This window comes from Tenacibaculum sp. IB213877 (genome assembly GCF_034043975.1).
Lineage (GTDB): Bacteria > Bacteroidota > Bacteroidia > Flavobacteriales > Flavobacteriaceae > Polaribacter.
Genome location: NZ_JAXCHH010000001.1, coordinates 320,359 through 338,533, shown reverse-complemented (window position 1 = coordinate 338,533; position 18,175 = coordinate 320,359). Strand labels below are relative to the sequence as shown.

Annotated in this window: 15 protein-coding genes; 7 read left to right on the top strand and 8 right to left on the bottom strand. The window is 31.3% G+C overall.

The window, feature by feature from the left end; all coding sequences use genetic code 11:
• Positions 1-121 precede the first annotated feature (121 nt).
• The gene (gene gcvT / locus SLH33_RS01455) at positions 122-1,204 is read left to right on the top strand and encodes a glycine cleavage system aminomethyltransferase GcvT (RefSeq protein ID WP_320417281.1); all 1,083 of its coding nucleotides are present in this window, start codon (positions 122-124) and stop codon (positions 1,202-1,204) included.
• Between the two features lie 56 nt (positions 1,205-1,260).
• Here gcvT and SLH33_RS01450 read toward each other — a convergent pair whose 3' ends face one another.
• Complete coding sequence (locus tag SLH33_RS01450) at positions 1,261-1,818, bottom strand: 1-acyl-sn-glycerol-3-phosphate acyltransferase (protein ID WP_320417558.1); 558 nt, start codon at positions 1,816-1,818, stop codon at positions 1,261-1,263.
• A 114-nt stretch (positions 1,819-1,932) separates the two neighbouring features.
• Between SLH33_RS01450 and rmuC the strand changes: the two genes are divergently transcribed.
• The gene (gene rmuC / locus SLH33_RS01445; protein ID WP_413818253.1) at positions 1,933-3,264 is read left to right on the top strand and encodes a DNA recombination protein RmuC; all 1,332 of its coding nucleotides are present in this window, start codon (positions 1,933-1,935) and stop codon (positions 3,262-3,264) included.
• Between the two features lie 40 nt (positions 3,265-3,304).
• Here rmuC and glyA read toward each other — a convergent pair whose 3' ends face one another.
• Genes glyA through SLH33_RS01430 form a run of 3 tightly spaced genes read right to left on the bottom strand, consistent with a single transcriptional unit; the run spans position 3,305 to position 6,080 of the window.
• Entirely contained in the window at positions 3,305-4,579 is a 1,275-nt protein-coding gene (gene glyA, locus SLH33_RS01440; protein WP_320417279.1) for a serine hydroxymethyltransferase, read from the bottom strand.
• A gap of 32 nt (positions 4,580-4,611) precedes the next feature.
• A complete protein-coding gene (locus SLH33_RS01435; RefSeq protein WP_320417278.1) occupies positions 4,612-4,917 on the bottom strand; it encodes an LETM1 domain-containing protein in 306 nt (101 codons plus the stop codon).
• Positions 4,917-6,080: a proline dehydrogenase family protein gene (locus SLH33_RS01430; RefSeq protein ID WP_320417277.1), complete on the bottom strand. Its 1,164-nt coding sequence runs from the start codon at positions 6,078-6,080 to the stop codon at positions 4,917-4,919. The genes SLH33_RS01435 and SLH33_RS01430 overlap by 1 nt, the downstream gene beginning before the upstream one ends.
• A 98-nt stretch (positions 6,081-6,178) precedes the next feature.
• Between SLH33_RS01430 and aroB the strand changes: the two genes are divergently transcribed.
• Positions 6,179-7,237 carry a 3-dehydroquinate synthase gene (gene aroB / locus SLH33_RS01425; protein WP_320417276.1) on the top strand — a complete coding sequence of 353 codons (1,059 nt, stop codon included), beginning with the start codon at positions 6,179-6,181 and terminating at the stop codon, positions 7,235-7,237.
• Here aroB and bshA read toward each other — a convergent pair.
• Both bshA and SLH33_RS01415 read right to left on the bottom strand, forming a co-directional pair.
• Positions 7,225-8,352, bottom strand: coding sequence for an N-acetyl-alpha-D-glucosaminyl L-malate synthase BshA (gene bshA, locus SLH33_RS01420; protein ID WP_320417275.1), 1,128 nt, complete (start codon positions 8,350-8,352; stop codon positions 7,225-7,227). The two genes, aroB and bshA, sit on opposite strands and share 13 nt — an antisense overlap.
• Before the next feature lie 104 nt (positions 8,353-8,456).
• Positions 8,457-9,302: a transketolase gene (locus SLH33_RS01415; protein ID WP_320417274.1), complete on the bottom strand. Its 846-nt coding sequence runs from the start codon at positions 9,300-9,302 to the stop codon at positions 8,457-8,459.
• 308 nt (positions 9,303-9,610) lie between these two features.
• Between SLH33_RS01415 and SLH33_RS01410 the strand changes: the two genes are divergently transcribed.
• On the top strand, positions 9,611-11,311 hold the full coding sequence (locus SLH33_RS01410; protein ID WP_320417273.1) for an AraC family transcriptional regulator: 1,701 nt from the start codon (positions 9,611-9,613) through the stop codon (positions 11,309-11,311).
• Here SLH33_RS01410 and SLH33_RS01405 read toward each other — a convergent pair.
• Positions 11,308-12,567, bottom strand: a complete 1,260-nt coding sequence (locus SLH33_RS01405; protein WP_320417272.1) for an asparagine synthetase B — start codon at positions 12,565-12,567, stop codon at positions 11,308-11,310. The two genes, SLH33_RS01410 and SLH33_RS01405, sit on opposite strands and share 4 nt — an antisense overlap.
• Positions 12,568-12,640: 73 nt before the next feature.
• Positions 12,641-14,167, bottom strand: coding sequence for a replicative DNA helicase (gene dnaB / locus SLH33_RS01400; protein WP_320417271.1), 1,527 nt, complete (start codon positions 14,165-14,167; stop codon positions 12,641-12,643).
• A gap of 124 nt (positions 14,168-14,291) precedes the next feature.
• Here dnaB and SLH33_RS01395 point away from each other — a divergent pair, with 124 nt between their 5' ends.
• From SLH33_RS01395 to lysA, 3 genes are all read left to right on the top strand, one after another.
• Positions 14,292-15,368 (top strand): DUF3810 domain-containing protein, encoded by a 1,077-nt coding sequence (locus SLH33_RS01395; RefSeq protein ID WP_320417270.1) that lies wholly within the window; start codon positions 14,292-14,294, stop codon positions 15,366-15,368.
• Between the two features lie 83 nt (positions 15,369-15,451).
• Positions 15,452-16,690: a peptidase T gene (gene pepT / locus SLH33_RS01390; RefSeq protein WP_320417269.1), complete on the top strand. Its 1,239-nt coding sequence runs from the start codon at positions 15,452-15,454 to the stop codon at positions 16,688-16,690.
• Between the two features lie 233 nt (positions 16,691-16,923).
• Positions 16,924-18,126: a diaminopimelate decarboxylase gene (gene lysA / locus SLH33_RS01385; protein WP_320417268.1), complete on the top strand. Its 1,203-nt coding sequence runs from the start codon at positions 16,924-16,926 to the stop codon at positions 18,124-18,126.
• Positions 18,127-18,175 lie beyond the last annotated feature (49 nt).

Here is an 18,175-nt window from a genome sequence, read left to right as displayed (position 1 = left end):
GACATCTGCTGAGTAATTAACATTTTTTTAGGGTTCATAATGATGAATATTAACGCTTAATTTCATCTGCTTTTTGATGATTTTTCAATACTTTTGAGCATCTTAAAACAAACAAACTAAAATGAAAAATACTGCATTAACCCATATACACGAAGCCTTAGGTGCTAAATTAGTTCCGTTTGCAGGTTATAACATGCCTGTACAGTATGAAGGTGTGAATATTGAACACGAAACTGTAAGAAACGGTGTAGGTGTATTTGATGTTAGCCATATGGGTGAATTCTTTTTAAAAGGAGAAAATGCTTTGGCATTGATTCAAAAAATAACTACCAATGATGCTTCTAAATTAGTTCCGGGAAAAGCACAATATACATGCATGCCAAATGCTGATGGCGGAATTGTAGATGACTTGATCATTTACATGATTGCTGAAAACGAGTATATGTTAGTGGTGAATGCTTCGAATATTGAAAAAGATTGGAACTGGATTGCTAATCATAACGATTTAAACGTTGAAATGGAAGATCGTTCAGAAGATTGGTCGTTATTAGCCATTCAAGGTCCAAAAGCAGCTGAAGCAATGCAATCGTTAACCTCAGTAGATTTATCAACTATTAAATTCTATACATTTGAAATTACTGATTTTGCCGGAATACCAAATGTTGTGGTATCTGCAACAGGTTATACCGGTTCTGGTGGATTTGAAGTATACGTGAAAAATGAAGATGTTGAACAACTTTGGAACAACGTATTTGAAGCTGGAGCTGATTGGGGGATCAAACCTATCGGATTAGCTGCACGTGATACACTTCGTTTAGAAATGGGATATTGTTTATACGGAAATGATATTGACGATAGCACCTCTCCTATCGAGGCTGGTTTAGGTTGGATTACCAAATTCACCAAAGACTTTGTAAATGCAGAAGAATTAAAAGAGCAAAAAGAAAACGGAGTATCTCGTAAACTGGTTGCTTTTGAGTTAACTGAACGCGGAATTCCTCGTCACGATTATGAAATTGTAGATGCTGACGGAACTGTAATTGGAAAAGTAACTTCGGGTACCATGAGCCCAAGTTTAGGAAAAGGAATTGGTTTAGGATATGTGACCATCGAAAATTCTAAAGTAGATAGTGAAATCTTTATTCAAATTCGTAAAAAACAAATTCCTGCTAAAGTGGTGAAATTGCCGTTTTATAAAGGATAAAAATTATCAATCTGAGTTTATTTCAGAGTGACAATATTAAAACAAAATACCTGCTTTTACAGCAGGTTTTTGTTATTGAATAACTCTGGTTTAGCAGGTGTAATATCTTTGTAAAAGTTTAAAAAATGATCAAAATCAGCCTGCATATCATCTGTTAAATAGTAAGGTTCTGCAACTATTATTTGCTTATTTTTAAAATCAAAAGCAAACATTACAATAGGTACATTCGCTCCTTTGGCTATATAATAAAACCCCGTTTTCCACTTATCTACATATTCTCTTGTTCCTTCAGGTGATAATGCCAACCTGAATTCTTCTTTAGAATTGAATAAATCTACAATAGCATCTACCAAATTATTACTCTTACTTCTATCTACCGGAGATCCTCCTAGTTTTCTAAAAATGAATCCGAAAGGTGGTTTAAACAACGAATCTTTTCCTATGTAATTTATGGGAGTTCCATCAACACTTCTTGCTAAAATAGCAATAGGAAAATCTTTCCAACTGGTATGTGGTGCACCAATAACTATATACTTTTTTAAATCTTTAGGAAAAGAACCAACCAATTTCCAACCTAATATGTTAGAAAATATAAATTTTGCAATAAAGCGTATCAAATTATCTTATTTTGGGTTGTCAATGATACGTTTTTAAAAACAAAACTTCAAATAAATATCTTTTTACCATTCAATTATAAAATGATAAATTTAAACTTTGATTTTAAAATGATGAATGAACAATTAATTTATTTACTACTTACTGGTTTAGTGGGAACTATCTTAGGATACCTAATAGCTTATATCGTACAAAAAAATAAAACTAGCGAGGTAGAACGCGAAAAGACGAGTCTTTTTGAAAGAAATACTTTATTACAAGAAAGTAAATTAACTGCAGAAAACACTATTGAAGAACTAAAAATTGAATTAAGAAGTATTCAAAATGAAAAAGAAGGTTTAATTAAAGTAAATACACGTCAGGATGTAGATTTACAAAACCTTCAAATAAAATTAGATGAGCAAAAAAGTGAAGTTGAAAAATTGCAGGATAAGTTTACCAAAGAGTTTGAAAATTTAGCCAATAAGATTTTAGAAGAAAAATCGACCAAATTTGCAAATCAGAATAAAGAAAACATCAAAACTATCCTTGATCCATTAGAAAGAAAGATCAAAGATTTTGAAGAAAAAGTAGAAAAAACGCATAAAGAAAGTATTGATTATCATTCAGCGCTTCGTCAGCAAATATTGGGTTTAAAAGAGTTAAACCAACAAATGAGTAAAGAAGCTGTTAATCTTACCAAAGCGTTAAAAGGTGATAGCAAAACACAAGGAAACTGGGGAGAATTGGTATTAGAGCGGGTGTTAGAAAAATCTGGATTGGAAAAAAATCGTGAGTATTTTGTACAACAAAGTTTTGTTAGCGAATTAGGAAAACGTATGCTCCCTGATGTGGTAATACATCTACCTAACGAACGTAAAATGATCATTGATTCAAAAGTATCATTAACCGCATACGAACAGTACATTAATAGCGAAGATGAAATTTTAAAAGAACAGTTTTTAAAAGAACATGTTGGTTCTTTAAAACGCCATGTTGAGCAATTATCTGAAAAGAAATACGAAGATATTTACAAAATAGAATCTCCTGATTTTGTATTATTATTTGTTCCTGTTGAACCAGCTTTTGCTGTGGCTTTAAATGAAGATCATACACTTTATAACAAAGCTTTTGAAAAAAATATTGTTATTGTTACCCCTACTACCCTTTTAGCTACACTGCGTACTATTGATACGATGTGGAATAATGAAAAACAGCAGCGTAATGCATTAGAAATTGCTGTACAAGCAGGTAGACTGTACGATCAATTTGTTAACTTAACAGAAGATTTGATCAAAGTAGGAAATCAGTTAAAAACAGTTCAAGGAAGTTATGACACAACTATGAAAAAGCTTACCGGACAAGGAAACTTAATTAGAAAAGTTGAAAACATTAAAAAATTAGGAGCTAAATCTAGTAAGCATTTTAATGATAAGCTACTGGAAAGAGCAAATGATGATGAATAAAAAAAGCACCGATTTCGGTGCTTTTTTTGTTTTGCTTTTATTACATCACAAACAATCTTCTAAAGTGCATTAAATCATACACTTTTTCTCCTATTTCGTGTAGTTTATCTTCGCTATTAGCATTTTGGATAGCTTCATCAATCAAATCAACGATAATAACCATATCTTTTTCAGCCAAACCACGTGTAGTTACAGCAGGAGTACCTATTCTTATTCCTGAGGTTACAAATGGTGATTCGGTGTCAAAAGGTACCATATTTTTATTTACCGTAATTTCTGCTTTTCCTAAGGCTATTTCTGCATCTTTACCAGTAATGTTTTTATTTCTAAGGTCAATTAGCATCATGTGATTGTCTGTTCCTCCAGAAATAATATTATATCCTTTTGCTACAAAGGCATCTGCCATTGCTTTTGCGTTGGCACGTACTTGAATTTGATATTCTAAAAATTCATCCGTCAATGCTTCTCCAAAGGCAACCGCTTTAGCAGCAATAACGTGCTCTAAAGGTCCTCCTTGATTTCCTGGAAAGACTGCTGAATTTAATATAGTTGACATTTTTTTAGGGTTTCCGTTCTTTAATTTTTGTCCAAACGGATTGTCAAAATCCTTCCCCATCATAATCATTCCTCCACGTGGTCCACGTAATGTTTTGTGCGTAGTTGTAGTAACCACATGACAATGTGGTAAAGGATCATTTAAAATACCTTTAGCAATTAAACCTGCCGGATGAGAGATATCTGCCATTAAAATAGCGCCTATACTATCAGCAATTTCTCTAAATCGTTTAAAATCTATGTCACGAGAATATGCCGAAGCACCCGCAATAATTAATTTAGGCTTATGATCTTTAGCTTGTTTTTCTAAATGATCGTAATCTATATATCCTGTTTCTTTATTTACTCCATAAAACACAGGATTATACAATTTTCCTGAAAAGTTTACTGGAGAACCATGTGTTAAATGACCTCCGTGAGATAAATCAAATCCTAAAATAGTATCACCCGGTTGTAAACAAGCTGCAAAAACGGCTGTATTAGCCTGACTACCAGAATGTGGTTGTACATTCACATACTCTGCTCCAAAAAGCTCTTTTGCTCTATCAATAGCAATTTGTTCCACTACATCAACTACTTCACAACCTCCGTAGTAACGTTTACCTGGATAGCCTTCTGCATATTTATTAGTTAATACCGAACCTTGCGCTTGCATTACTTGCTCACTTACAAAGTTTTCAGAAGCAATTAACTCTAAACCGTTTGTTTGTCTTTCTTTTTCTTCTTGAATTAAATCAAAAATTAAATGATCTTGTTGCATTGTTGTTTGGTTTTTATCTTAAAACTGAATACTCAATTTTGAGGTTTTATTTTATCGGAATTATCTTCTCTAAACGAACTTGGTAAAATGGTGGGAATCATTTTTATTAATAAAGGTAATAAAAGTGCGCCACCTGGTAACATAAAAACTGTAAATGCTGGAATAGTTTTACAAATATCCAACACTTGTTCTTTAACCTTTTTTTTCTCTTCTTCAGTTAAAGTAGTGGTCAATGACTTTCTGAGTAAAAAAACCAGTTCTTTACTTTCTTGTAGCTCTTGCAATACTCGAGCTTTATTTTTTTGAAGTAATATTTTTATTTCTTCTACAGAAGTCATTATAGCTTACGACGTTCTTTTTCTGTTTTTAACAGATTTAATTCTCTTGAGGTTTGTCCTTCTACAGAAGTGTTTTCCTCTGCTCTTCTAATCAAATAAGGCATTACATCTCTTACCGGACCAAAAGGAACATATTTAGCTACGTTATAACCTTCTTTTGCTAAATTAAAGCTAATATGGTCACTCATTCCGTACAACTGACCAAACCACATACGTTTGTCGTCTTTTTCAATACTGTATTGTTTTGCTAAATCCATTAATAAATAAGAACTTTGCTCATTATGTGTTCCTGCAAAAATAGCCATGTTCTTATGCTCCATCATATATTGAACAGCCTCATCATAATTTTGATCAGTAGTGAATTTATCTTTACAAATAGGTGATGGATAGCCCATTTCTTGAGCTCTGGCACGCTCTTTTTCCATATACGCACCTCTAACCACCTTCATTCCAATATGATATCCTTTTTGATAAGCTCTTTGATATAATTCTTTAAGATAATCCATTCTATCATGACGATACATTTGCAATGTATTGAAAACAATAGCTTTTTCTTTATTGTAAGTTTCCATTAACTCTTCTGCTAAGTCATCAGCTGCATCTTGCATCCAACTTTCTTCTGCATCTATTAATAACGGAACATCTTTATCATGCGCTAGCTTACACACTCTATGAAAACGAGCTTTTACTCTCTCCCACTCAACTTTTTCGTCATTAGTAAGTTCTTTACCTTCTCCTATTTTTTGATACAAGGCAAATCTACCAAATCCTGTAGGTTTAAAAACTGCAAACGGAATTGAATCCTTTTCTTCTGAAAACTGAATAATTTTTACAATTTTTTCCACCGCGTCATCAAAGCTTGCTTCTTCTTCTTTTCCTTCTACCGAATAATCTAATACACTATGTACATGACCTTTAGCATACATTTTTTCAATATTAGGCAAACAATCTTCTTCGGTTACGCCTCCACAAAAATGATCAAAAACTGTTGAACGAATTAATCCTTCAACAGGCAAATGGGCTTTTAAAGCAAAATTGGTAACTGCCGTACCAATTCTAACCATAGGTTGATTTTGAATTAATCGAAATAAAAAATAAGCCCTTTCTAACTCAGAATCAGACTTTAATTTAAACGCTACTTTAGTATTTTCAAAAAGTTTCATTAAATGAGATCTTCTAATTTCATTATTGCCACAAATATAACTTTAGCCAATTAATTATTTTAATATTTTCTATTTATTTTCGCTTAAATTTTTAATGCATGAAAACAATACAATCTGCTACTTATCCTGTTCATTTTAATGATAAAGCTTATAGTAAATTATCAAACTTTATAGCCACTCAAAACTATTCATCTGTTTTTGTTTTGGTAGATGATAATACGATGGATTGTTGTTATCCAAGATTTATGCAAAATTTTGTTTGTAATTTACCTTTGGAGGTTATTCAAATTGATGCTGGTGAAGTTTTTAAAAATATAGAGACTTGTGTGGGTGTTTGGAATGCAATGACCGAATTAGGTGCAGACAGAAAAAGTTTACTAATTACGTTGGGCGGAGGAGTAATTACTGATTTAGGAGGATTTGTAGCTGCTACGTTTAAGAGAGGAATTGATTTTATTAATATTCCTACCACATTATTATCAATGGTAGACGCTTCTGTAGGTGGTAAAACAGGAATAGATCTAGGTGTATTAAAAAATCAAATTGGTGTATTTGCAAATCCAGAAATGGTTTTAATAGATCCTGAATATTTACATACGCTTTCAGCTCGTGAAATTCGTTCAGGAACTGCAGAAATTATCAAATACGGACTTACTCATGACATCAATTTATTCAATAAAATAAAAGATAACAACAACTTAAACATTGTTGATTTGATTCATAGATCGATTGAAATTAAAAATGAAGTTGTTTTAAAAGACCCGAAAGAAAAAAACTTACGTAAAGTGTTGAATTTTGGGCATACCATTGGGCATGGTATTGAAAGTTATTTTTTAGAAAACCCTGAAAAAGAAAACCTAACCCATGGTGAAGCGATTACTATTGGTATGGTATGCGAAAGCTTTATTTCTTCTAAATTATTAGGTTTTTCAGCAGAAAAAGTTGAAGAAATAAAACACACAGTACTTTCTATTTATGGAAAAATAGAAATTTTACCTGATGATTTTGAACCTATTATCAGTTTATTAAAACACGATAAAAAGAATGTTGGAGGGAATGTAAATTTTGTTCTCTTGAAGGATTATGAAGACTTTCAATTAAATTGTGAGGCTTCTACAGATACAATTGTTAAGAGCTTAAACTACTATTTAACATAACAGCTCTTATACAATTTTTCATATTCTGGTAAAATATTTTTTAGAGAAAATACTTGAGTTCGTTTTTTAGCATTCTGTTTAAAAGTGTTTAATACAGCATCATCTTTTAAAAGGTAAATGGCATTTTTAGCCATATCATCTACATCTCCTAAATTGCTTAAAAACCCTGTTTCTCCATGTATATTTACTTCTGGCAACCCTCCTGTATTGGTTGAAATTACAGCTGTACTTGCCGCCATAGCTTCTAAAGCCGCCAAACCAAAACTTTCAGTTTCTGAGGGTAATAAAAATACATCTGTGTAGCATAATATTTTAGCAACCTCATTGCTATTTCCTAAAAAAAGTACTTTATCTTTTATACCCAACTCTTTAGCTAATCTTTCTACTTTTTTTCGTTCAGGGCCATCGCCAACCATTAATAATTTGGATGGAATTTCTTGCTGAACTTTGTAAAAAATCTTAATTACATCTTCTGTCCTTTTTACGGGTCTAAAATTACTAACATGTGTTAAAATACGTTCTTCAGGAGCTGCTAATGCACTACGTTGGCAATCTTCAATATGTCCTTGATCATACTTCTCTGCATCAATAAAATTATATACAACTTGAATATCTTTTTCAATATTGAATAAACGCAAAGTATCTTCACGTAGATTTTTAGAAACTGCTGTTACAACATCTGATTGGTTAATGCTAAATTCTACAGCTGTTTTATAAGTAGGGTGACTTCCTACAAGGGTTATATCTGTACCATGTAAAGTAGTAACCACTTTAATATTAATTCCTTTTTCTGCTAGCATTTTTTTAGCCATATATGCTGCATAAGCATGCGGAATAGCATAATGAACGTGCAAAACCTCTAATTGATAGCGTTTAACAATTTCTACCATTTTACTAGATAACGCTAATTCATAAGGTTGGTATTGAAAAAGCGGATATTCTTCTAAAACTACTTCATGAAAATGCAAATGATGCGAAATAAAATCCAATCGAACCGGTTGATTGTATGTAATAAAATGAACTTGATGACCTTTATCGGCTAGTGCCATTCCTAATTCGGTTGCTACTACTCCACTTCCTCCAAAGGTTGGGTAACATACAATTCCTATTTTCATTCGTTTGGTTTTAAGTTTTGGTATTTGTGGTAAAAATAGACAATACCTAAAAAACAAACGCCATTACTTTCGTAATAGCGTTTATATTTTTGTTATCTCTCTGATTAATAATCTCCTAAAGTAACTGGGTTTTGCTCTAATGCTGAGGCTAATTGCTCATCATTTGGCGCTTTACCGTGCCACGCATGTGTATGCATCATAAAATCTACACCATTACCCATTTCTGTATGTAATAATACACAAACCGGTTTTCCTTTACCTGTTCTGCTTTTAGCTTCTGCCATTCCTTTTAAAATAGCTTCAATATTATTTCCTTCTTTAATTTCTAATACATCCCAACCAAAAGCTTCAAACTTAGCTTTTAAGCTACCCATTGGTAATACTTCATCGGTAGTACCATCAATTTGTTTTTCGTTAACATCAACCGTAGAAATTAAATTGTCTACTTTTTTAGCCGCTGCATACATGGTAGCTTCCCAAATTTGACCTTCTTGTAATTCGCCATCTCCATGTAATGAATACACTATTTTATCGTCTCCATTAAGTTTTTTAGCTTGTGCAGCACCAATTGCTACACTCATACCTTGACCCAAAGAACCCGAAGCTATTCTAATGCCTGGTAAATGTTCATGAGTGGTTGGATGACCTTGTAATCTAGAATCTAATTTTCTGAAAGTTGCTAATTCTTCAACAGAGAAAAAGCCACTACGTGATAAAACGCTATAATAAACAGGAGAAATATGTCCGTTTGATAAGAAGAATACATCTTCATTTTTACCGTCCATAGTAAAATCTGTAGAATAATTCATGATTTCTTGATACATACAGGTAAAGAATTCAGCACACCCTAAAGAACCTCCTGGGTGTCCAGAGTTTACCGCATGCACCATGCGTAAAATATCTCTACGAACTTGTTGAGTAAAATCTTGTAATTGTTGTGTTGTTGGCATTGCTTAATTTTTGTTTGAGCAAATGTAAACTTTTCAACAGTAAAAGACAATTAAATAAATAAAAAAGGGTTCAGATTTGAAGTTCTCTTTTTCGTTGTAATTTTCCCTTAATAATAGCAGTTGCTGAACCCTTTTTATCTTGCTCAAAGAAATAAACAACAAGTAGAATATACAAGCACAAGATGTCTGTTTTCATAAATTTAGGGTAATTAAACTCATACTAAAATACTAATAACAAACGTATTAAACCGAAAACTTCTTTTAATATAAAAATAGTAGATTTGCACCTCTTTTCATAAAAAAAACCTATGAATTTCATAAAAAATAAAACATTCTTATTAACTTTTTTCGTATTAATTAGTAGTTATCAAATTGCATTTGCTCAAGCAACAACTAAACAAGATTCTTTATTGAATAAATCATATGATGAGTTAGAAGAATTGTTTTATAAAAATATAACTGATACTCTGAGCGCTACAAAAATTGTATCAGCATATACTAAAAAAGCTAAAACAGCAAATAAACCAATTAAGTATTTCTATGGGAGAAGTTATTTAACAGACCTTTTTAGAGATGATTCATATATAAAAAAGGATGGAGATTCTTTGATAAATTTATTTACTAAATCAAAAAATAAAGAAAAAGAAATATTAGAAATATATCTAATTAGGGCAGAATACTATTTACATAATAATAAAATCTCAAATGTTTTAAAGGAAACATTAGCTGCAAACACTGTATTAAAAAAATACAAAAACGATAGTATTCAAGCATTAGTAAACATTTTTTTAGGATTAGCAAAAAGTGATAATGGAGAAGAACAAGAGGCTTTAAAATTATTAAAAGAAGCAAATAAATATGTAAAAAAATGCAAAAAATTCTACAAGAATAATACTTTTGCTTCTCTTCAATTGAACATACCAATTCAATATAAAAAATTAGGTCAAATGGATTCTGCTTATTATTATATTAATCAAGCTGAAAAAATGTTTTCAAAAACTCCCGATACCATATTTATTAAAGGTATTACTTTTTTAAAAGGAGGCATTGAATATAATATAGGAAATCATGAACAAGCTATTCTATTTCATCAAAAATCTATATCTTTTTTAGAAAAAGATCTTAATTATAGATTACTAATTGAGACATATTCTAAAATAGGAAAATCATATGAAACTCTAAAGGATTTTAATAATGCTTTCTTAAATTATAAAACTGCAGATTCTTTATATGATAAATACAAAATTAAAAGTGTAAACTTAATAGAAACATTCAGCTACTTATCAAATTATTACAAAAAACTAGGAAAGAGCAGAAAACAATTAGAGTATCTCAATAAATTGATTTCTATTAAAGAGAAAAGACTCTTAGATGAAAAAAACCTTAGTCAAACCCTATCTAAAAAATATGACAAACCAAAACTCATTGAAGAACGAAATAAAATTGTTGCCCAACTCGAACAAAAAGCGTTGTACAACAAACTATTTTATTACATCTCTATATTAATAGTTTTTGGTATTTTGGTTTATCAAGTATATAGAAAAAGGAAGTATAAAAAACGCTTTTTAAGAATTGTTAATCAGGATAAACTGAATAATCCAACAACAAAAATTGTTACTGATAAAAAAGAAATTTCTTCTTTATCTGAAGAAATTGTAAATGATATCCTTAAAAAACTGGACGTTTTTGAAAGTAAAAACGGTTATTTGAATACTGAAATAAGTTTAAACAACTTAGCGGATCAGTTAAAGACCAATTCTAATTATCTTTCAAAGGTAATTAATCAAACTAAAGATCAGTCATTTAGTAATTACATCAATCAATTACGTATTGAGTACACTGTAAAACGTTTAAAGAAGGATCCTTTGTTAAGAAAATATACCATAAAAGCTATTGCAAACGAAGTTGGTTTTAAAAATCCTGAATCGTTCTCAAAAGCATTTTTTAAGTTCACCAATTTAAAACCTTCTTATTTTATAAAAGAATTAGAAACTGCTAAAAACAATTAGGTTTTCTGCTTTTTCTTTTTAGCTGCTGGAAAAAGCACATTATTAAGAATTAAGCGATAACCCGGAGATGTTGGATGCAAATCTAATTCTGTTTTAGGATCTCCTACTCTATGCTGATAATCTTCCGGATCATGACCACCGTAAAAAGAAAACATTCCTTTTCCTTTGGTTCCATGGATATATCTAGCTTCTCCGTTAGTTTTATTCTCTCCTAAAATCAATACGGTAGATTTAATTGTATTGCTATCAAAAGATGTTGTTTGCCCCATAAATCCTTTAACAACCTGTGTATGATTTTGACACAACATAGTCGGGACTTGATCCCATTTTGCTGAAAAATCTTTTAATACAAAATAATCAGATTCTTTAGGGGTTCTACGTTTTCTAGTCATATCAATAGTTGAAAATTCATATGTAGTCGGATTACGAATCAACTCAAAATCTTTGAATGCAAATGTTTTGTTAAAATCTATTTTTGATTGATAATTAGGGTCAGAAGCATCGCCATCAAACATCGCTTCACAAATATCTACTCCATCTGCTGCTAGAGCAATATCGAAGCTATCGGTTGCAGAACACATGGCAAACATAAATCCACCTCCCACAACATAATCTCTTATTTTTTTAGCTACATCTCTTTTCGCTTCCGATACTTTGGTATAACCTAACTTTTTTGCCAAGGCTTCAGCATCTTTTTTCTGTTGAATATACCAAGGTGCTGTTCTAAAAGCGCCATAAAAACGACCATATTGACCTGTAAAATCTTCATGATGTAAATGTAGCCACTCATACAACAACAATTTATCGTTCAAAACTTCTTCATCATACACTACATCAAACGGAATTTCAGCAAAACTCAGCACCATAGTTACAGCATCATCCCAAGGCATTTTATCTTTTGGGGAATACACCGCTATTTTGGGTGCTTTTTCTAACGTTACTGCTTCTTGATTTTTACTAGGTGAAGAAATTTCTTCTAAAATAAGTTGTGCTTTAGCATCTGAAACAATTTGGTAAGAAACTCCACGGATTTTACATTCCTTTTCAACTGAATCATTGTTTTCTATCAAAAAAGCACCTCCATCATAATTTAACAACCATTTTGCTTTTAAACCATTCTGAAGTGCATAATAAACTATTCCGTATGCTTTTAAATGATTTTTTTGGTTGTCATTACTCATAGGCACATAAATAAAGGATGCCCAAAGTGAGTTAGACAACAGAAAAAATATGAGTATAAGTGTAAGTTTTTTCATTTCTGAAAACTAAAATACACAATTACTTTTAAGCAATTGTGTATTGGTATGTTTTTAAGAGTTTTTTTATCTATTAAAACGGAACATCATCCATTCCCATATCATCATCAGCAGGACCAAAAGCATCTTCTGGTGATGCAAAATTATCTGGAGCAACATCATCTGTAAAACTGTTCATACTGGAATGGAATTCACTACTAAAACTCTCTTCTAAATCTGAGAATTTTGCTAAGTGTCCTGTAAATTTTAATCGAATATTATCCAAACCACCGTTACGGTGTTTTGCTACAATAAACTCTCCTTGTCCTTCACATGGTGAATGATCATCATCGTCCCATTCGGTCATACCATAGTATTCTGGTCGATAAATAAACGATACAATATCCGCATCCTGCTCAATCGCACCAGATTCACGAAGATCGGATAGTAACGGACGCTTACTTCCTCCACGAGTTTCCACTGCACGCGATAACTGAGAAAGTGCAATTACCGGCACATTTAATTCTTTACCAAGAGCTTTTAAGTTACGCGAAATAGTAGAAATTTCTTGTTCACGGTTACCTCCTGCTCCACCTGCTGTCATTAACTGCAAGTAATCAATAATTAAAATCCTAACTCCGTGTTGTGATACCAAACGACGTGCTTTTGCACGCAAGTCAAAAATTGAAAGTGCCGGAGTGTCATCAATATAAATAGGTGCATCTGAAAGCTTTTTTACTTTTACGTTTAACTGCTCCCATTCGTGTGGTTCTAGATTACCTTTACGTAGTTTTTCAGAAGTTAATCCGGTTTCTGAAGAAATCATACGCGTAATTAACTGTACCGATGACATCTCTAAGGAGAATAAGGCAACGGGATGCCCAAAATCGATTGCCATGTTTTTAGCCATCGAAATTACGAATGCCGTTTTACCCATACCAGGACGTGCTGCAATAATAATTAAATCGGTTGGTTGCCAACCAGATGTTAAGGCATCTAATTTGGTAAAACCAGTGGCTAAACCACTCATTCCTTCCTGATTAGATATATCTTGAATTTTATTAATTGCTTGCTGCACAAGAGATTGCGCATTTTCTGCACCCTTTTTTAAGTTACCTTGCGTAACCTCAAACAACTTACTTTCAGCATCATCTAACAAATCAAAAACATCGGATGTTTCGTCGTATGCGTTTTCAATAATTTCTGATGAAATACTAATTAATCTTCTTTGAATGTATTTTTGGAGAATAATACGAGAGTGAAACTCAATATGTGCCGATGAAGCTACCTTTTGAGTTAATCCAATCAAATAAAAATCTCCTCCTGCTAATTCGAGTTTTCCTTCTTTTTTTAATTGATTAGAAACCGATAATAAGTCAATAGGTTCAGAATTCTGGAAAAGTGCATAAACTGCTGCATAAATTTCTTGATGGCGTTTATCATAAAAAGCTTCTGGATGTAAAATATCAATTACTTCATCAATTCCCTTTTTATCTATCATCATAGCACCCAACACAGCTTCTTCTAAATCTAGAGCTTGTGGGGGTAATTTTCCTTTTTCAAGGCTTATAATACGTGCCCTGTCAATTCTTGTTCCCTTAACCGATTGTGTTCTCTCCATAGCGACAAAAGTAAATTATTACGTTGAATTTTATAGAAGCCTTTTTTAAATTTCTTTTTCCACTTTTTTTGAATAATATTGTTATTAACTTGTTGATAAATTTTTTCAAGGATTTTTACACCTGATGGATCTACCAAAAAAACATTTAATTATTACCATTTTACTACCTGTACAGGTACTTATAGTACAATTTATCAGTCAAAAACCAGAATGGATAGAAACCTATTACTCTAATGGAATTTATCCACACTTGTCTTTTATTTTACGTTTGCTATTTGGTTGGTTGCCTTTTTCGTTCGGGGATCTTCTGGCAATAATATTGGTGTTTGTTTTTGTAAAAAAGGTGTATAAACTTATAAAAAATAAATTTAAAAACACACTTTTACATCTGTTAAAATTTACATCATTTTTATCTGTATTATATTTTTGTTTTTACTTTTTTTGGGGACTTAATTATTTTAGAGAACCTTTAAGAAAAAACATTGGTTTACAACAATCTAACTACAATACAAAAGAACTCGTAAAAACATCTGAATGGATTATTGATAACCTAAATAAATGCCATTTTAAAATAACCAACAACGATACTATAAAGGTTGAAGTACCATACTCTCAAAAAGAGATTTATCAAAAAACTAAAGATGGATTTTTTTCTATTGCAGCCGATTATCCACAACTCAACTACAACATTCCATCTATTAAAAATTCATTAGTAAGTTTACTTCAATCCTACAACGGAACAGCGGGTTACTTAAATCCTATAACGGGTGAAGCGCAAGTAAATTGTAAAATTCCCAAAACAGGATATCCAGCAACAGCATGTCATGAAATAGCTCATCAATTAGGATGGTCAGCAGAAAATGATGCTAATTTTGTTGGTTTTATGGCTTCCACTGCCAATCAAGATATTTACTTTCAGTATTCTGGTTACCGAATGGTCTTTGCGTATTGTATTGGAGAAGTTAGAAAAAGAGACAAACAGTTATCTGAAAACTTATTATCTAAAGTAAATAAAGGAGTTTTAAAAGATTACAGAAACAGTAACCTGTTTTGGAAACAATACAGAAACCCTATTGAACCATATATTAAAAAAGGTTATAATTCATACCTAAAAGCCAACAATCAAGGTCAAGGAATAGAATCATACAATTATGTAGTAGATCTGTTAATTGCTTATCATTCTCAAAAAGATTCATTATAATTTGATTCTCTTTGAATTTACCTGTAAATGATTCAAAAAATACATGTGAATTCTCTATTTTTGAAAGCCTAAAAATAAACCAAATGAACAAACAACATATTATAGATAGATTTGTAAAATACGTTACAATTGATACAGAATCTGATCCAAATAACCCTGCTTTTCCAAGTACAGAAAAACAATGGGATTTAGCTAAAGTTTTAGAAAAAGAACTTAAGCAAATAGGTATGGAAGATGTTGAATTGGATGAAAACTGCTACCTGATGGCTACTTTACCAAGTAATTTAGATTACGAAGTTCCTACCATTGGTTTTGTAGCGCATATAGATACAAGTCCTGATTTTACTGGTGCAAACGTAAAACCTCAAATCCATGAAAATTATGATGGAAAAGATATTGTTTTAAACAAAGAAGAAAATATTGTTCTTTCTCCTTCATATTTTGAAGATTTATTACAATATAAAGGTCAAACCCTTATAACTACTGATGGTACTACCCTACTTGGTGCCGATGATAAAGCAGGAGTTACAGAGATTGTTTCTGCAATGGAATATCTAATTCAACATCCTGAAATTAAACACGGAAAAATCAGAATTTGCTTTACACCAGATGAAGAAGTTGGTAAAGGTGCACATAAATTTGATGTTGAAAAATTTGGTGCTAAATGGGCTTATACTATGGACGGAAGTCAAATTGGTGAGTTAGAATATGAAAACTTTAATGCTGCTGGCGCTAAAGTTACTATTGAAGGTAAAATTGTACATCCTGGATATGCAAAAGGAAAAATGGTAAATTCAATGTTGATTGCCAGTGAATACATTAATGCTTTACCAGAAGATGAAGTTCCTGAAAAAACTACAGGTTATGAAGGTTTTTTTCACTTACATCATATGGAAGGTAATGTTGAAAAAACAACACTACATTATATTGTTCGTGATCATGATATGGAACAATTTAACCACCGTAAACAAGCTATGTTAGATTTAGCTGAAGTGTTGAATGCCAAACAAGGTAAAAAAGTGGTTTCTGTCGAAATTAAAGATCAATACTTTAATATGAAAGAAAAAGTAGAACCGGTAATGTATATTGTTGATATTGCTGAAGAAGTAATGAAAGATATGGGAATTGCTCCAATTATAAAACCAATTCGTGGTGGTACAGACGGGTCTCAACTTTCATACAAAGGATTACCTTGTCCTAATATATTTGCTGGTGGACATAACTTCCATGGTCGTTATGAGTATGTACCTGTAGAATCTATTATAAAAGCAACGGAAGTGATTGTGGGCATTGCTCAAAAAGTAGCTACTAAATTTGCTTAAAAAAGTATCTTCTGATATTTTGACAATATAAAAACCCTGGCTTTCGCCGGGGTTTTATATTACTATCCTCAGCAATTAACTTTTACTTTTATATTTATATAACACTCATAAAAAATCTTCCTTTAAATTAAAATGTATAATTTTTTACAGAGGTTTTAATATACGTTATATTTTTTCAAAGTATTTTGCAATACACAAGGTTTCAATATTTTTGACCAAAATAAATACTTTATATGGATAGAAATTTGTTATTGGAGCTTTCAAAAAAATATGGAAGCCCACTTTATGTTTATGATACCGATACTATTAAACATCAATATACCAGAATTACCGATGCTTTTTCTAAAGTAAAAAATGTAAAAATTAATTATGCAGTAAAAGCCCTATCAAATGTAAATATTTTAAAAGTATTTAAACAATTAGGTAGTGGTTTAGATACAGTTTCTATTCAAGAAGTAAAATTAGGTTTATTAGCAGGTTTTGAACCTCATGATATTATATACACTCCAAACGGAGTTTCTTTAAAGGAAATTGAAGATGTAGCCGAATTAGGTGTACAAATAAATATTGATAATTTATCTATTTTAGAATTATTTGGACAAAAACATCCAACTATTCCTGTGTGTATAAGAATCAATCCACATATTATGGCTGGAGGTAATAGTAAAATTTCTGTAGGTCATATCGATTCTAAATTCGGAATTTCTATACATCAAGTACCTCATATACAAAGAGTAGTAGAAAATACTGGAATGCATATTAATGGTATTCATATGCATACTGGTTCAGATATTTTAGATATTGATACTTTTTTAATGGCTACTGAAATTTTATTTGACGTTGCAAAACAGTTTAATGAAATTGAATTTATAGACTTTGGTAGCGGATTTAAGGTTGCCTATAAAGAAGGTGATATTCAAACAAATATTGAAGATTTAGGTAAACAACTTAGCAAACGTTTTAATCAATTTTGTAAAGAATATGGCAAGGATTTAACATTAATGTTTGAACCTGGAAAATTTTTAGTAAGTGAATCAGGGCATTTTTTAGCTAAAGTAAATGTTATTAAACAAACAACCTCTACCGTTTTTGCTGGTGTAGACAGTGGTATGAATCATTTAATAAGACCCATGTTTTACAATTCATACCATAAAATAGAAAACATTTCTAATCCTAAAGGAAGAGAACGTTTTTATAGTATAGTTGGTTATATCTGTGAAACAGATACCTTTGGTTCTAATAGAAGAATAAACGAGATTAGAGAAGAAGATATTTTATGTTTTTACAATGCAGGAGCTTATTGTTTTTCAATGGCATCTAACTACAATTCAAGATATAGACCTGCTGAAGTAATGATTCATAATGAGAAAGATTACTTAATACGAAAAAGGGAAACCTTTGAAGATATAATTAAAAACCAAGAAGTAGTATTATAAGATGAAGAAACTCTGACAAAATAGAAATGTCAGAGTTTTTTAAATATAA

Bases quoted from the DNA above. Each gene is read 5' to 3' on its own strand.
- glyA (WP_320417279.1), bottom strand. From the start codon at position 4,579: ATGCAACAAGATCATTTAATTTTTGATTTAATTCAAGAAGAAAAAGAA.
- bshA (WP_320417275.1), bottom strand. From the start codon at position 8,352: ATGAAAATAGGAATTGTATGTTACCCAACCTTTGGAGGAAGTGGAGTA.
- SLH33_RS01435 (WP_320417278.1), bottom strand. From the start codon at position 4,917: ATGACTTCTGTAGAAGAAATAAAAATATTACTTCAAAAAAATAAAGCT.
- rmuC (WP_413818253.1), top strand. From the start codon at position 1,933: ATGAATGAACAATTAATTTATTTACTACTTACTGGTTTAGTGGGAACT.
- aroB (WP_320417276.1), top strand. From the start codon at position 6,179: ATGAAAACAATACAATCTGCTACTTATCCTGTTCATTTTAATGATAAA.
- SLH33_RS01395 (WP_320417270.1), top strand. From the start codon at position 14,292: ATGGATCTACCAAAAAAACATTTAATTATTACCATTTTACTACCTGTA.
- lysA (WP_320417268.1), top strand. From the start codon at position 16,924: ATGGATAGAAATTTGTTATTGGAGCTTTCAAAAAAATATGGAAGCCCA.
- SLH33_RS01430 (WP_320417277.1), bottom strand. From the start codon at position 6,080: ATGAAACTTTTTGAAAATACTAAAGTAGCGTTTAAATTAAAGTCTGAT.
- SLH33_RS01410 (WP_320417273.1), top strand. From the start codon at position 9,611: ATGAATTTCATAAAAAATAAAACATTCTTATTAACTTTTTTCGTATTA.
- SLH33_RS01415 (WP_320417274.1), bottom strand. From the start codon at position 9,302: ATGCCAACAACACAACAATTACAAGATTTTACTCAACAAGTTCGTAGA.
- dnaB (WP_320417271.1), bottom strand. From the start codon at position 14,167: ATGGAGAGAACACAATCGGTTAAGGGAACAAGAATTGACAGGGCACGT.
- pepT (WP_320417269.1), top strand. From the start codon at position 15,452: ATGAACAAACAACATATTATAGATAGATTTGTAAAATACGTTACAATT.
- SLH33_RS01405 (WP_320417272.1), bottom strand. From the start codon at position 12,567: ATGAAAAAACTTACACTTATACTCATATTTTTTCTGTTGTCTAACTCA.
- gcvT (WP_320417281.1), top strand. From the start codon at position 122: ATGAAAAATACTGCATTAACCCATATACACGAAGCCTTAGGTGCTAAA.